Annotated in this window: 12 protein-coding genes; 8 read left to right on the forward strand and 4 right to left on the reverse strand. The window is 63.1% G+C overall.

Going from position 1 to position 13600, the window contains the following annotated elements:
- Positions 1–260: 260 nt before the first annotated feature.
- The 7 genes from LXM94_RS09350 (at position 261) to LXM94_RS09380 (ending at position 7701) form a co-directional block, all read left to right on the forward strand.
- Complete coding sequence (locus tag LXM94_RS09350) at positions 261–653, forward strand: DUF983 domain-containing protein (RefSeq protein ID WP_235770997.1); 393 nt, start codon at positions 261–263, stop codon at positions 651–653.
- A gap of 73 nt (positions 654–726) precedes the next feature.
- Positions 727–1647, forward strand: a complete 921-nt coding sequence (locus LXM94_RS09355) for a LysR family transcriptional regulator (RefSeq protein ID WP_235770933.1) — start codon at positions 727–729, stop codon at positions 1645–1647.
- A 155-nt stretch (positions 1648–1802) separates the two neighbouring features.
- Positions 1803–2798, forward strand: a complete 996-nt coding sequence (locus tag LXM94_RS09360) for a Bug family tripartite tricarboxylate transporter substrate binding protein (RefSeq protein ID WP_235770934.1) — start codon at positions 1803–1805, stop codon at positions 2796–2798.
- A gap of 79 nt (positions 2799–2877) precedes the next feature.
- Positions 2878–3399, forward strand: coding sequence for a tripartite tricarboxylate transporter TctB family protein (locus tag LXM94_RS09365; RefSeq protein WP_235770936.1), 522 nt, complete (start codon positions 2878–2880; stop codon positions 3397–3399).
- A gap of 3 nt (positions 3400–3402) precedes the next feature.
- The gene (locus tag LXM94_RS09370) at positions 3403–4944 is read left to right on the forward strand and encodes a tripartite tricarboxylate transporter permease (protein ID WP_235770938.1); all 1542 of its coding nucleotides are present in this window, start codon (positions 3403–3405) and stop codon (positions 4942–4944) included.
- Between the two features lie 4 nt (positions 4945–4948).
- The gene (locus tag LXM94_RS09375) at positions 4949–5809 is read left to right on the forward strand and encodes a shikimate dehydrogenase family protein (RefSeq protein WP_235770939.1); all 861 of its coding nucleotides are present in this window, start codon (positions 4949–4951) and stop codon (positions 5807–5809) included.
- On the forward strand, positions 5806–7701 hold the full coding sequence (locus LXM94_RS09380; RefSeq protein WP_235770941.1) for a bifunctional sugar phosphate isomerase/epimerase/4-hydroxyphenylpyruvate dioxygenase family protein: 1896 nt from the start codon (positions 5806–5808) through the stop codon (positions 7699–7701). Before LXM94_RS09375 ends, LXM94_RS09380 begins: the two co-directional genes overlap by 4 nt.
- 176 nt (positions 7702–7877) lie before the next feature.
- Here LXM94_RS09380 and LXM94_RS09385 read toward each other — a convergent pair whose 3' ends face one another.
- The 4 genes from LXM94_RS09385 to LXM94_RS09400 all read right to left on the reverse strand — a co-directional run bounded on the left by LXM94_RS09385 (position 7878) and on the right by LXM94_RS09400 (position 12198).
- Positions 7878–9389, reverse strand: a complete 1512-nt coding sequence (locus LXM94_RS09385; RefSeq protein ID WP_235770942.1) for an HAL/PAL/TAL family ammonia-lyase — start codon at positions 9387–9389, stop codon at positions 7878–7880.
- The gene (locus LXM94_RS09390; protein WP_235770944.1) at positions 9382–10212 is read right to left on the reverse strand and encodes a quaternary amine ABC transporter ATP-binding protein; all 831 of its coding nucleotides are present in this window, start codon (positions 10210–10212) and stop codon (positions 9382–9384) included. The genes LXM94_RS09385 and LXM94_RS09390 overlap by 8 nt, the downstream gene beginning before the upstream one ends.
- Positions 10205–11062, reverse strand: coding sequence for an ABC transporter permease (locus tag LXM94_RS09395; protein ID WP_235770946.1), 858 nt, complete (start codon positions 11060–11062; stop codon positions 10205–10207). The genes LXM94_RS09390 and LXM94_RS09395 overlap by 8 nt, the downstream gene beginning before the upstream one ends.
- Before the next feature lie 101 nt (positions 11063–11163).
- Positions 11164–12198 (reverse strand): ABC transporter substrate-binding protein, encoded by a 1035-nt coding sequence (locus LXM94_RS09400; RefSeq protein WP_408015614.1) that lies wholly within the window; start codon positions 12196–12198, stop codon positions 11164–11166.
- A 518-nt stretch (positions 12199–12716) separates the two neighbouring features.
- On the opposite strand from LXM94_RS09400, the gene hutC reads away from it, so the two are divergent.
- A complete protein-coding gene (gene hutC, locus LXM94_RS09405; protein WP_235770948.1) occupies positions 12717–13457 on the forward strand; it encodes a histidine utilization repressor in 741 nt (246 codons plus the stop codon).
- The last annotated feature ends 143 nt before the right edge of the window (positions 13458–13600 follow it).

Here is a 13600-nt window from a genome sequence, read left to right on the forward strand (position 1 = left end):
AACAAATCATCCATCACGGCCTCCTGTCGGAAACCGGGAATCACATCTCAAACGAAATTAATAGGTCCTGAGCCTAGTCGTTCAACTCCGCCTTTTGCTTCCCCGGTTCTCGGCCGTTGCCCGTTCGGCGCACGGATGGGGCCGCTGCGGCGCTCTGGCCAATGGACTGTCAATAAGCTTTCAATGTAATAGTATTGAATGCAATCAATATAAGGAATTGACAGCATATGATGATGGCTGGCAGCGAAAGTGGATGCGTCATGGACACTGAATATCCTCTCATTTCCCCGATTCGCACCGGTTTGCGCGGTCGGTGCCCGCGCTGTGGACAGGGTCACCTGTTCGATGGCTTCCTGGCGCTGCGAAAGGAATGCGAGGCCTGCGGGCTCGACTATTCCTTTGCCGATCCCGCCGATGGCCCCGCCTTCTTCGTCATCTGCTTCGCCTGTGTGCCGAGCGTGGCACTCGGCGTATGGCTCGAAGTCGCATTTACGGCGCCGCTCTGGATTCAGCTTTTCGTCACCGGTCCCTTCATGCTGGCGACATGCATTCCGCCGCTGCGGCCATTGAAAGGATGGCTGGTGGCCAGCCAGTATTTCTACAAGGCCGAGGAAGGCCGTCCGGTGCGACGCGGCACGTCGAAAACGCTCTAGCCGTCTTGCGCCTCGTCCGCGCCTCTGATCGACTGACGGGATCAGCGGCTGAGGAGACGCGCGGGAGGAAAGGATGGCATTGACGCTGCGCCAGATCGAGGTGGTGCGGGCCGTGATGATCGCCGGCACGATCGCCGGTGCCGCGCGCCTGATGAACGTCGCCCAGCCGGGCGTCAGCCGCACCATGAAGCACATCGAGGCGTCGCTCGGCATCAAGCTTTTCGCCAGGAAGGCGGGCCGCTACGTGCCGACCGCCGAGGCGCGCGACATCTTCACCCAGCTTCAGGATGTGCACCGCAAGGTGGAGGACCTGCAATATTCGATCGGTCAGCTGGAGCGGGGCCTCGGCGTGGAGCTCGCCATCGGCTCGGTGCCAAGTATCGCGAATGTCATGGTGCCGCAGGCGATATCCGTCCTGATGCGGCAGTACCCCGAAATCCGCATCAACTTCGACATCCTGAAGATCGAGGAGGCGATCGACTATCTCATGCTGGGCAAGGGAGAGCTGGTCGTCATGAGCTACCGGCTGTCGCATCCGTCCATCACCTTCGAGCCGCTGTCCAAGGGGCGCCTGGTCTGCATCGCTGCGAAGGAGCATGCGGTGGCCGCAAGGACCACGATCTCCGCCCGCGAGATCGCGCAGTACCCGCTCATCGGCATCGACCCGCGCGATCCCTACGGGGCCATCATGGCGGGCATCTTCGAGCGGGAGAAGCTTGAATACCACATTCCCATCCGTGCCCGCTTCGGCACGACCGTTTGCGCCCTCGTCAAACGCAACCTCGGCATCGCGGTGATCGATGCCTTCACCGTCGGCGACATTGCGGACCAGGGGCTGGCGGTCATTCCAATCAGCGATGATACGGAATTCCAGACCTACGTCGCCTATCGGGCGGATGCAGCGCTGTCGAGTTATGCGGAGAGGTTCGTCGTGACGCTGCGGCGGGTCATGGACGACCTGATACGGCGCGGCCCAATCGGGTCAGATTCATAACTGAACGGTATCGCCGACGTCAAAAAGGGTATTTGCGTTATAGTTACAAACTTGACAAACATAGGGTGCTGAGCCGTTCAGGCGCTCAGCGCCGGTGGAGAGAGGACTTCGCCCGGCATATAGTTCGTTAGAGCCTTGCTCCAAGGGAGGATTCCATGTTGAAGAGGATGAAGGGGGCGGCTGCCGCCCTCGTGTTTTTTGCCGGCTATGCGACGGCTGCGGATTTTCCGGAACAGGATCTGCAGGGCGTCATCCAGTGGGGCGCAGGCGGTAGCACCGATCTCGTCATGCGGTCGGTAGCGCCCCATGCGGAGAAGGCACTCGGTCGCAGCATCGTCATGACGAACAAGACCGGCGGCGTCGGCGTGATTGCCACGCAGTTCGTCGCGTCCCAGCCGTCTGACGGCTACACGCTGCTGATGAGCGCTGAAAATCCGCAGCTCTACAAGGTCATGGGGCTGTCGGAACTCGACTATGCCGACTTCTATCCCGTCAACATGCTCGCCCGCGGCATCCCGGTTCTGGTGGCGAACAACGACGCACCCTTCGATACGATCAAGGAACTTGTCGACTACGTCCAGGCCAACCCGGGCAAGGTGAAGATGGGCTCGACGGGTCCTGGCGGCCTGCCCTCGGTCGTCGGCGGCATGCTGTCCACGCAGCTCGATTTCAAGGTGACGGCCGTTCCCTTCGACGGCGACGGCCCGGCGCTGACGGCGATGCAGGGCGGCGCGGTCGATTTCATGCCTGCCGTTCTCGGCGCTGCCGTCGAGCACGTGAAGGCCGGTCGCATCAAAATGCTCGGCATCTTCGACAAGGAGGCAAGCCCCGTCCTGCCGGACGCCAAGCCGATCGTGGCGGACTTCCCGCAGTTCGAGAAGTTCATGCCCTGGGGACCGTTCTTCGGCGTCTTCGTCAAGCGCGACACGCCCGAGGACGTGACAGCGAAGCTGGTGGACGCCTTCAAGTCCGGCGCGGACTCGGCTGAATTCCAGACGCTGCTGTCGGACCGCGGCTATGTTCCGATGAACATTTCGGGCGAGGAGGCCGATGCCTTCCTCAAGAAATGGCAGTCGACGACGGCTTGGGTGGCCTATGATGCCGGCATCGCCAAGAAGTCGCCGGAGGAGTTCGGAATTCCGAAGCCCTGACGGCAGCCGGAGACCCGGCCGGTCCCTTGCCCGGCCGGCCCTGTCGCCGGAGGACGGCATCGAGGGAGGAGATTTACCCATGCACGACGACATTCACACGAGGCGGCCCGGCGAGTTGGCGTTCAACGCCGTCCTGCTCGCGTTCAGCCTGTTCATGTTCTGGCAGGCCTACAATATCTCGGGCTTTTCCGCCCTAAGCTCCGCCGGCGCATTCCCCATGGCGATGACCGCCATCATGAGCCTGACCGCCGCAATCGCCCTTCTGCGCAGCTGGCGGTTGCCGTCCGCACAGGGAGGCTTCGCACTGTTTCGCAAGGAGATCCTGCCGTCGGCGGTCGTCGTCTTCTCACTCTTCATCTTTGCGTATTCGGTGCTGCTCGAGTCGCTCGGCTTCGTGCTCGCCTCGTTCCTCTTCCTGATGGTGTCCACCTGGTTTCTCGAAGGTGGCCGGCTCAAGCGCGCCCTTTTGCTCTCCCTCGTGTCCATCGTCTGCGTCTACATCGTCTTCCGGGTGATTTTCCAGGTCGTGCTTCCGGAAGGGGTCATTCCCGAGCGCAGCATCATGGCCGGTATCGTTGCGTTGCTGGGTGGAGGGAACTAGGCCATGCTCGACGCTCTTACCCATCTGTTTTCGTCCTGGGTTCAGCCAGAGCTTCTCGCGCTGACGGCGCTCGGCACGTTCGCCGGTATCTATATCGGCGCCATTCCCGGCCTTTCCGTCACCATGGCGGTATCGATCCTGATCTCCTTCACCTTCAGCTGGGAGGTCAATCCGGCGCTGGCGCTGATGAACGGGATTTTCATGGGCGGCGTCTATGGCGGATCGCGCACCGCGATCCTGCTCAACATTCCGGGCGCACCCGCCGCCATCGCGACTGCACTTGACGGCTATCCGCTCGCCAAGAAGGGGGAGGCCGGGTCGGCGATTGCGCTTTCCACCGTGATGTCCTTCATCGGGGGTTTCGTCGGCATCATCGTTCTGGCCGCCGCCGCACCGGTGGTCAGCGAATTCGCCATTCTCTTCCAGCCGCGCGATTACATGCTGCTCGCCGTCATGGGCATTTTGCTCGTCGGGGCATTGTCGGGGGAAAGCCTTGCGAAGGGCATTTTTGCCGGTGCGCTCGGCATGCTGCTGGGGACGGTCGGCCTCGACCCGATGACGGCGGAGCAGCGCTTCACCTTCGGTTCTGTCCAGCTCATGAACGGCATATCGCCGATTGCCCTGATGATCGGCCTCTTCGGCGTCTCGGAAGCGCTGCTGCAGATGCACAGCCTGCACGCCGAGGCCATCAAGCAGAAGGTCGACCGCATCGTGCCGTCGCTCGCCGATGTGAAGAAATACCTGCCGCTCAGCCTTCAGACGTCGAGCATCGGCGTCATCATCGGCGCGCTTCCGGGAACCGGCGGCGATATTGCGGCGCTCATGGCCTATGACCATGCCAAGCGCGTGACGAAGAACCCCGAGGTTCCCTTTGGCGAAGGGGCGAAAGAAGGCATCGTCGGGCCGGAGACTGCGAACAATGCGGCGGTCGGCGGGGCCTATATCCCGATGCTGACGCTCGGCATTCCCGGCGACGCCGTCACCGCGATCATCATCGGTGCGCTCTTCATCCACGGGCTCAATCCCGGTCCGCTGCTGATGATCGAAAAGCCCGACATTTTCTGGTTCACCGTCGGGAACCTGGTGCTCGCCAATATCTTCATGCTGATTTTCGGCCTGACCGGTATCCGGATCTTCACGAAGCTCGTCGAGTGCCCGAAGTCGATCCTCTTCCCGCTTATTCTCCTGCTCAGCGTCGTCGGGGCTTTCTCGATCAACAATTCTGTCATGGATGTCTGGTGGATGCTCGGCTTCGGCGTCTTCGGCTACTTCCTGAAGCTCTACGGCTACCAGGTCGGCCCTGTCGTGCTCGGCATCATCCTGAGCCGGCTGATGGATGACAACTGGCGGCGCGCGATCATCTCCGAGCAGGAGAGTATCCCGGCCTTCCTGAAGGGTATCGTCACCAGCCCGCTGTCGCTGCCACTGCTGCTCGTCATCGTCTTCGTCGTCATCAGCCAGACACCCTGGTGGAAATCCTTCAGGGGACACGGGGCCGACGGGACCGGTGGCGAGATAGGACAACCGCTCAAGGGGAAGGAATGATCCCATGACGCCATCCGCCATCCGTCTCGGGCTCATCGGGGACAACATCACGCGGTCCCAGTCGCCGCGCCTCCATGTGCTGGCGGGCCGGCTGTGCGGACTTGACGTCAGCTACGAGCGTCTCGTCCCTGCCGATCGCGGGCAGTCGTTCGACGCAGTCTTCGAGGCTTGCCGGACGGGCGGCTATCGCGGCATCAACATCACTTACCCCTACAAGGAAGAGGTGACACGCTTCCTGTCGGTGCCGGATCGGGCGATTGCTGCAATCGGCGCCTGCAACACGGTGATCTTCGGCGCAGGGCAGCCTGTCGGCTACAACACCGACTATACGGGCTTCATGCGTGCCTATCGGGCGGCCTTCGGCGGGGCAAGCCCGGGACCTGTCGCCATGGCTGGTGCCGGCGGCGTCGGCAAGGCCGTCGCCTTCGGGCTCGCCGGCCTTGGCTGCCCGCGGCTGTCGATCTACGACCGGGCGCCCGAACGGGTCAAGCCGCTCGTCGCGGCCCTCGAACGATCCGGCTTTGCGATGGAGACCCATGTCGCCGGTTCGATCGATGAGGCGGTCGAGGGAGCGCAGGGACTGGTCAATTGCACGCCGCTCGGCATGGTCGGCTATCCGGGCACCGCCATTCCGCAGCCGCTGATCGAGGGACGGCGCTGGGCCTTCGACGCCGTCTATACGCCGGTCGACACCGAGTTCCTGGTCGACTGCCGCGCCGCCGGCGTCGAGATCATCAGCGGCTATGAACTGTTCTTCCATCAGGGTGTCGATGCCTTCCATCTCTTCACAGGGGCGACTGTCGACGCGGAGGCACTGCGCAGGGAACTCGCCCGTCCTGACTCCATCGAGAGGATTTCCGCATGAAAACCTCGATCGCCACGGTCTCGATCAGCGGCACGCTGTCGGAAAAACTCGCCGCGGTTGCCGCCGCCGGCTTCGATGGCGTCGAGATATTTGAAAACGACTTCCTGACCTTCGACGGCTCACCGGCCGAGGTCGGCCGCATGGTGCGCGACCACGGCCTCGAGGTCACGCTCTTCCAGCCGTTCCGCGACTTCGAAGGTCTGCCGGAGCCGCACCGGTCGCGCGCCTTCGATCGCGCCGAACGCAAGTTCGACGTCATGCAGGATCTCGGCACCGATCTCATGCTGATCTGCTCCAGCGTCTCACCACTCGCGATCGGCGGCATCGACCGGGCAGCAGACGATCTGCGTGAACTGGGCGAGCGGGCGGCGAAACGTGATCTGCGCGTCGGCTACGAGGCGCTCGCCTGGGGAAGGCATGTCAACGACCACCGGGATGCCTGGGAGATCGTGCGCCGTGCCGATCACCCGGCCATCGGGCTGATCCTCGACAGTTTCCATACGCTGTCGCGCAACATCGACCTGCGTTCGATCCGGGCCATTCCCGGTGACCGGATCTTCATCGTCCAGCTCGCGGATGCGCCGCGGATCGACATGGACCTGCTCTACTGGAGCCGCCATTTCCGCAATATGCCCGGCGAGGGAGACCTGCCGGTGGCGGACTTCATGGCGGCCGTTGCCGCGACCGGTTATGACGGCGCCGTTTCCCTCGAGATTTTCAACGATCAGTTCCGCGGCGGTTCGGCCAAGGCGATCGCCGAGGACGGATACCGCTCGCTGATCCAGCTGATGGACCAGGTGCGCAGGAGTGAACCGGGTGCGATCCGGCTGGGCAAGGCCATGCCGGAGCGGACGGAGGTGCTCGGCGTCGAGTTTGCCGAGTTCACGGCCGATCCCGCGGAGGCTGAGATGCTCTGCGATCTTCTGAGGACGATGGGCTTTTCACCGGTCGCGCAACACCGCGAAAAATCCGTTCAGCTGTGGCGTCAGTCACGCGACGGGCGGGGCATCAACATTGTCGTCAATTCCGAGCAAAAGGGCTTCGCGCATTCCACCTATCTCGTCCACGGCACGTCCGCCTACGCGCTGGGGCTCAAGGTCGGCGACGCCGGTGCGGCGATCGAACGGGCGCGCGCGCTGGGGATCGAGACTTTCGTGCCGCCTGCGGGTGAAGGCGAAGCGCCGCTGGCGTCGATCCGCGGCGTCGGGGGCGGCCTCCTCTATTTCGTCGGCAAGGACGACGACGTCTGGGCGCGCGAGTTCGTTGCGTTGGCGGGAGAAGCCGAAGCAGGCGCCGGGCTGACCGCGATCGATCATGTCGCGCAATCCATGAAGGCCGAGGAACTGCCGAGCTGGTTGCTTTTCTACACGGCGCTTCTCAACGCCGGCAAACTGCCGCAGGTCGACATCGTCGATCCGGCGGGCCTCGTCCGCAGCCAGGTGGTGGAAAACGAGACGGGATCCCTCCGCCTGACGCTCAACGGTGCCGACAATCACCGCACGCTTGCCGGCCACTTCGTCGCCGAGAGCTTCGGCTCCGGGGTCCAGCACATCGCCTTCAGCACCGACGACATTTTTGCAACTGCGCTGAAACTCAAGGCGAGCGGCTTCCGGTCACTGATGATCTCGCGCAACTACTATGACGATATCGAAGTCCGCTTCGGGCTTGAGCCCGACTTCGTCGATCGGCTGCGCCAGGAGAATATCCTCTACGACCGCGACGAGCATGGCGACTATTTCCAGATCTACGGACCGCCGCATGGCGAAGGCTTCTTCTTCGAGATCGTCGAACGCCGCGGCGGGTATCGCGGCTACGGTGCTGCGAACGCACCGTTCCGTATTGCCGCGCAGAAGCGCTCTATCCGCCCCACCGGCATGCCCGCCGTCTATTGACGTTCCGTTTAACGCCGGCAGCCACATATGCTGCTCGGAGTTCGACGTCATGGGGCGACCGCGACCGGGCCGTTTCCGATATCCCTGAATTTGCCGACACGCTCGATCCATGCGTGTCCGTATGCGGTTCGCGCAGCGCCCCGCGGCGGAGGTGGCGCGTCACGCGGGCAAAACCTCTACTGCTCGCGGTCCAACCGGAACGGCGCGGTTTCATCCCGCAGGATGCCACGCATCGCGGAAACCAGCGTGTTGAGCGGCCGGTCGTCGCGATAGGTCTCGATCTGCGACCGGATGAAGTCAAAGAGCCGGGCGGTGCGTGCGGACTTCTCCCCTTGGCGGGACTGCATCTCGTAGGCCTGCGTCGCGGCAAGAAGCTCGATCGCCAGCACGGTTTCGAGGTTCGCGATCACGCCGAGCGCCTTGTCGGCCGCCGGTGTTGCATGTGTGAGAATGTCTTCCTGCAGTGCCGAGGTAATTCCGCCGTCGAGGCTTGCCGGTGCCGCGAGCCGGCGGTTTTCGGCGACGAGCGCGGCGGCGGTGTATTGAATGATCATGAAGCCGGAGCAGACGCCGTCTTCCCAGGCGAGGAAGGGCGGGAGGCCGCTCACCAGCGGGTTGACGAGCCGATCGATCCGCCGCTCGGAAATTGCCGCCAGCTCCGCCGCGGCTGTCGCGAGACTGTCCATGGCAAGCCCTAGTGCGGCCCCGACCGCGTGCGCCTGCGAATGGACCTCTGGCGCGTCGAGCGTTCCGGTGACGGCCGGGTTGTCGGTTACACTGGCAAGCTCCCGGTCGACGACGTCGGCGAGTTGCCGGAAGACATCGCGCACGGCGCCATGAACCTGCGGCACGGCACGCAGGCTGAGCGGGTCCTGGGTCCTGCTGCCGGCGGCTTCGGCGAGAAGCGCGCTGCCGGTGAGCCATCGGCGCAGATTGGCGCCGACCTGGCGAAGTCCCTGCGACGTGCGCAGAACAAGCGCCGCCTCGGCGAACGGACCTGCCTGGGCGCCGAGGTTCTCGTAGGTCATCGCGGCGGCTGCGTCTGCCCAGTCGAGCAGCCGCTCCAGGTGCGACAGGGCGAGGCAGGCGAGCCCTGTCGCGCAGGGTGTGCCGTTGACGAGGCTCAGTCCTTCCTTGGCCTGCGGCACGAGCGGCGCCATCCCCAGGCAGTTGAGTGCCTCCCTGCCGGAAATGGAACGACCTTCGTGGCGCACCTCGCCCTCGCCGATCAGTACGATCCCGATTGCCGCCGCGTGGGTCAGATAGCCGACGGATCCGCGCGACGGTATGACCGGCAGCAGATCGGCATTGAGCAGTGCCAGCAGAGCTTCCACGGTTTCGCGCCGAACGCCGGAGAAGCCATGTGCGAAGTTGGCGATCTGCGCCGCCATCACTGCCCGCGTTTCGGCGGACCCCAGCGGCTCGCCGACGCCGCAGGCATGGCTCAGCAGGATGTTGCGCGACAGCGCCTGCTGGCGGTTCACATCGATCACGACATCGCACAGCGCACCGACACCGGTATTGATGCCGTAGCCCCGGATACCGCGTGCCACCAGCGCATCGACGATGTGCCGAGCCTTTTCGATGCGTGCCCAGGCGCCGTCGGACAGGGCTAACGGCAGCCCTTGCGCGACAGCCGCGATGCCGCGCCAGGTCAGCCGGTCGTCGAGAAGGATGCGTTCAGCCATGGTCTGCCTCGAGGGCGCCGGCATGGCGGCGCACGAACCGCGCGACATAGTCGTCGGCGGGACGGTGGAGGATATCCTGCGGTGTGCCGACCTGCACCAGCCGGCCATCCTTGAGGATGGCTATTTCGGCTCCGATCCGCACGGCCTCGTCCAGGTCGTGGGTAATGAAGACGATCGTCTTCGACAGGTTCTTCTCCAGTTGCAGCAACTGGTCCTGCATGTCGCTGCGGATCAGCGGATCGAGGGCGGAGAACGCCTCGTCCATCAGGATCACGTCCGTGTCGGCGGCCAGTGCCCGCGCGAGACCGACCCGCTGCTTCATGCCGCCCGAAAGCTGGTGCGGATATTTGTTCTCGTATCCGAGCAGACCGACGGTCTCGATCCATTTCATGCCGATCGGATCGGCCTCGGCCTTGCCGAGGCCGCGCACCCGCTGGCCGTACACGACGTTCTGCAGCACCGTGCGGTGCGGCATCAGGCCGAAGCTCTGGAACACCATGCTGACGCTGCGGTTGCGAAATTCGCGCAGGTCCCGCGGGGCCAGATCGAGGACGTTGCGGCCGTCGACGCGGACTTCGCCGCTGGTGGGCTCGATCAGACGGTTGATATGGCGCACCAAGGTCGATTTTCCCGAGCCGGAAAGTCCCATGATCACGAAGATGCGGCTCGCGCCGATCGTCAGGCTGACGTCGTTGAGACCGACGCTGCACCCCGTCTTCGCAAGGATCTCGGCCTTGTCGATGCCATCCCGGGCCATGGCGAGCGCCTTGCGTGGCTCCCGGCCGAAAATCTTGTAGACGTTGCGGATTGCGATCTCAGCCACGATTGTTTCCCTCCAGCTTGGGTGTGCCGAAGCCCTGGGTGATACGGTCAAGCACGATGGCGAGGATGACGATGCCAAGACCTGCCTCCAGTCCCTTGCCGACGTCGAGCGTCTGGATGCCGTTGAGGACCTGCTCTCCGAGACCGCGTGCGCCGATCATGGAGGCGACGACCACCATCGACAGGGCCATCATGATGGTCTGGTTCAGGCCTACCATGATCGTCGGGGTGGCAAGCGGGAGCTCGACGCCGAACAGGATCTGGACCGGATTGCCGCCGAAGGCCGTCGCGGCTTCCACCACCTCGCCGTCGACCTGGCGGATGCCGAGATCCGTCAGACGGATCAGCGGCGGAACAGCGTAGATGATCGTCGCCAGCACGGCGGGAACCTTGCCGAGGCCGAAGAGCATGATGGCGGGGATCAGATAGACGAAACTCGGCATGGTTTGCATGATATCGAGCGCCGGCAGCGTGACGCCGCGCACGATGCGGCTCTTGGCGAGCCATATGCCCATCGGCACGCCGATTGCGACGGAAATCAACGTCGCCATCAGCATCAATGCGAGTGTCTGCATCGTCAGATCCCACAGGCCGAGCGCGCCGACGACGAACAGCATGACGCCGACTAGGACGACAAGCGAAACCTTGCGCGCCGCCAGCCAGGCAACGACGAGAAAGGCCAGGAAAATCGCCCACCAGGGCAGACCGCGCAGGATCCACTCGAAGAACAGGATCGCCTGGAGGATGGCGTGCGATATCGCCTTGAAGACGAATCCGTAATTCACCACGAGAAACTGCACGAAGTCGTTTATCGGGCTGCGAATTGAGAATTGGAGGGACTCGGGGAACATCGCTGAATTCCTTGTCAATGCAGACCCGACCGGGGGCGAGAGGTGGATGGCATGCGTCCGCGATAGGTGCGGGCGGGGGGATGAGCCCCCGCCCGCTTTGTTTATTTCACCGACGCTTCAATGCGTGCCTTGGCTTCCGGGGAAACCCACACGCCCCATACGTCGCCCTTTTCCTTCAGGAAGCGTGCCGCCGCGGTCGCGGCGTCGGCCTTCTCATCCGCCATATAGGCGAGGCTCGCATTGAGCTCGGCGAGCGGGAACGTGGCTTTTTCGAGGATCTCGATGATCTCCGGTGCGGCCTTCGCAAATTCACTGTTCACGCCATAGGCCACTTCAACGGCCGGAAAGGCGCACGCCTTGTCGCGCTTGCCTTCGGCGCTTGTCAGTTCCTTCCAGCAGGCCTCGTCGTAGGCCGGCTCCTCGAGCTGGACCAGCTTGTACTTGCCGAGGATCGCAGTGGGGCTCCAATAGTAGAAAAGCACCGGTTCTCCCTGAAGGTAGACCGAACTGATTGCGGCGTCGAGCGCCGTGCCGGTGCCCGGCCGGAAATTCACGTAGGATGCGTCGAGTTTGTAGGCTTCGAGCTTGGCCGTGTTCACGCCTTCGCAGGTCCAGCCGGACGGGCAATTGAGGAAGCGCCCCTTCGAAGGCTCTTCCGGATCCTGGAAGAGGGCGGCGACCGCCGGTTCGGAAAGCTGGGATACGCTCTTGAGGTCCGGGGCGATCGGATCGATGCCGCGGGATGCGTCGCCCTTCACCACGTAGTCGGGTACGAACCACCCCTCCGAGGCGCCGACGAAGGTCTTGCCGACAGAGGTCACCTGGCCGGCCGCAGCGGCCTTGTTCCAGACGTCCGAGCGACCGATCCACTCCTCGGCAAAGATCTGGACGTCGTTGTTGGCGGTTGCCTGCTCAAGCGTGACGGAGTTTCCGGGAATAGCGTCCACCTTGCACTCGTAGCCGCTCGAAAGGATCATCTTCATCACTTCCGTGATAAAGGCGCCGCTTTCCCAGTCGATGCCGGCGAAGGTGACCGTGTTGCCGTCACCGCAATAGGAGGCGTGTGCGCTGGTGACGGACCCTCCAAGCAGGAAGGTTGCGGCAGCGAGCATGCATTTCGTCTTGGCATTCAACATTTAAGTCCCCTTTTCGTTTGAGATGATTATTTGAGTTCAGGCATTGCAGGGCGGTCTGGGCAGACCGTTTCGAAAGGCGCAGCCGCGAATGTCAGCTGCCCTCCAAGTTATATATACAAGTTGACGGCGTGTTGATGATTCTCTGAAACTTGGAACGTATCGCGGCCGGTCGCCGGTCGCGCCTGGACCACCACGCGCGCCTGCAGAATCCGTCATGCCGGGATGATGCGCCGAGCGACGGGCAATCCGGACTATTTCCCGCGCCGAACGCACGTCGCGCCTCGCCGATCGGTCGGCGTTTGTGACGGAAACCAAGACGTCCATTGTCTTATCCGTTGAGAGAGAAAATTGCCTGCAACAAGGAACGCGGTGCTCGTGATGGACCCAGATCCACCTAAGTTGTATATGGAACATTGCAGATTTTAATGCGCGATGCAAGACGTCTGTCGTAATTTTGCGCTTTATCTTTTCTGCATATTTTGTATGCAGATACCCACTGTCACAGAGGGAAATCGCTCATGTCGAAGCCTGGTGCATATCCGGCCGCAAAGGCTTCCGAGCCTCGCGAGGCGCCCCTCTACGAGCGGATGAAGGCGCAGATCAAGCAGCGGATCGACAGCGGCGAATGGCCCGTTCATCACCGGGTGCCCTCCGAGAACGAACTCGTTGATCTGATGGGTGTCAGCAAGATGACGGCAAATCGTGCGCTCCGGGAACTGGCGAACGAGGGCATCATCGTGCGCGTCCAGGGAAGCGGCTCCTACGTCGCGCCGAAAAAGCGCAGCGCCCGGTTCATGGGTGTGCGCAACATTGCCGACGAGATCGCGGAGCGTGGTGCACAGCACACCGCCGAGGTCATCCTCAAGCAGACGGAAACCTGCGGATACGAACTGGCCGATTCACTGGGTCTCGATGTCGGCAATCCGGCCTTTCATTCGGTGATCGTGCATCACGAGGACGAGGCGCCGATCCAGATCGAGGATCGCTTCGTCAATCCCGCCGTGGCACCGGACTATCTCGACCAGAATTTTCAGCATGTCACACCCAACGCCTATCTGACGGCGATCGCGCCGATCTCCCGCACCGAGCAGTTCGTGGAAGCGGTCGTCGCGCAGCCATGGGAGGCCCGGCTTCTGTCGATCTCGCGAACGGAACCGTGCCTGCTCATCCGTCGCCGGACCTGGTCGTCGGATCAGGTCGTGACGTCCGTACGGCTTCTCTATCCCGGTGCCCGCTACCGGCTCGAAAGTTCGAGCTGACGTCCGCGGCGCGCCGGTACGGCCCGCTGCGGTCGGGCTCACTTAACAAATCAAAACAAAATGCCGGATGACTCCCTCGCCTTTCGCGACGATGATGGCGCGCGGGAGCGCGAGCGCTCCCGCGACCTAGACAATCGGGACGA

Source organism: Rhizobium alarense (assembly GCF_021555155.1).
GTDB classification, from domain to species: domain Bacteria; phylum Pseudomonadota; class Alphaproteobacteria; order Rhizobiales; family Rhizobiaceae; genus Rhizobium_D; species Rhizobium_D alarense.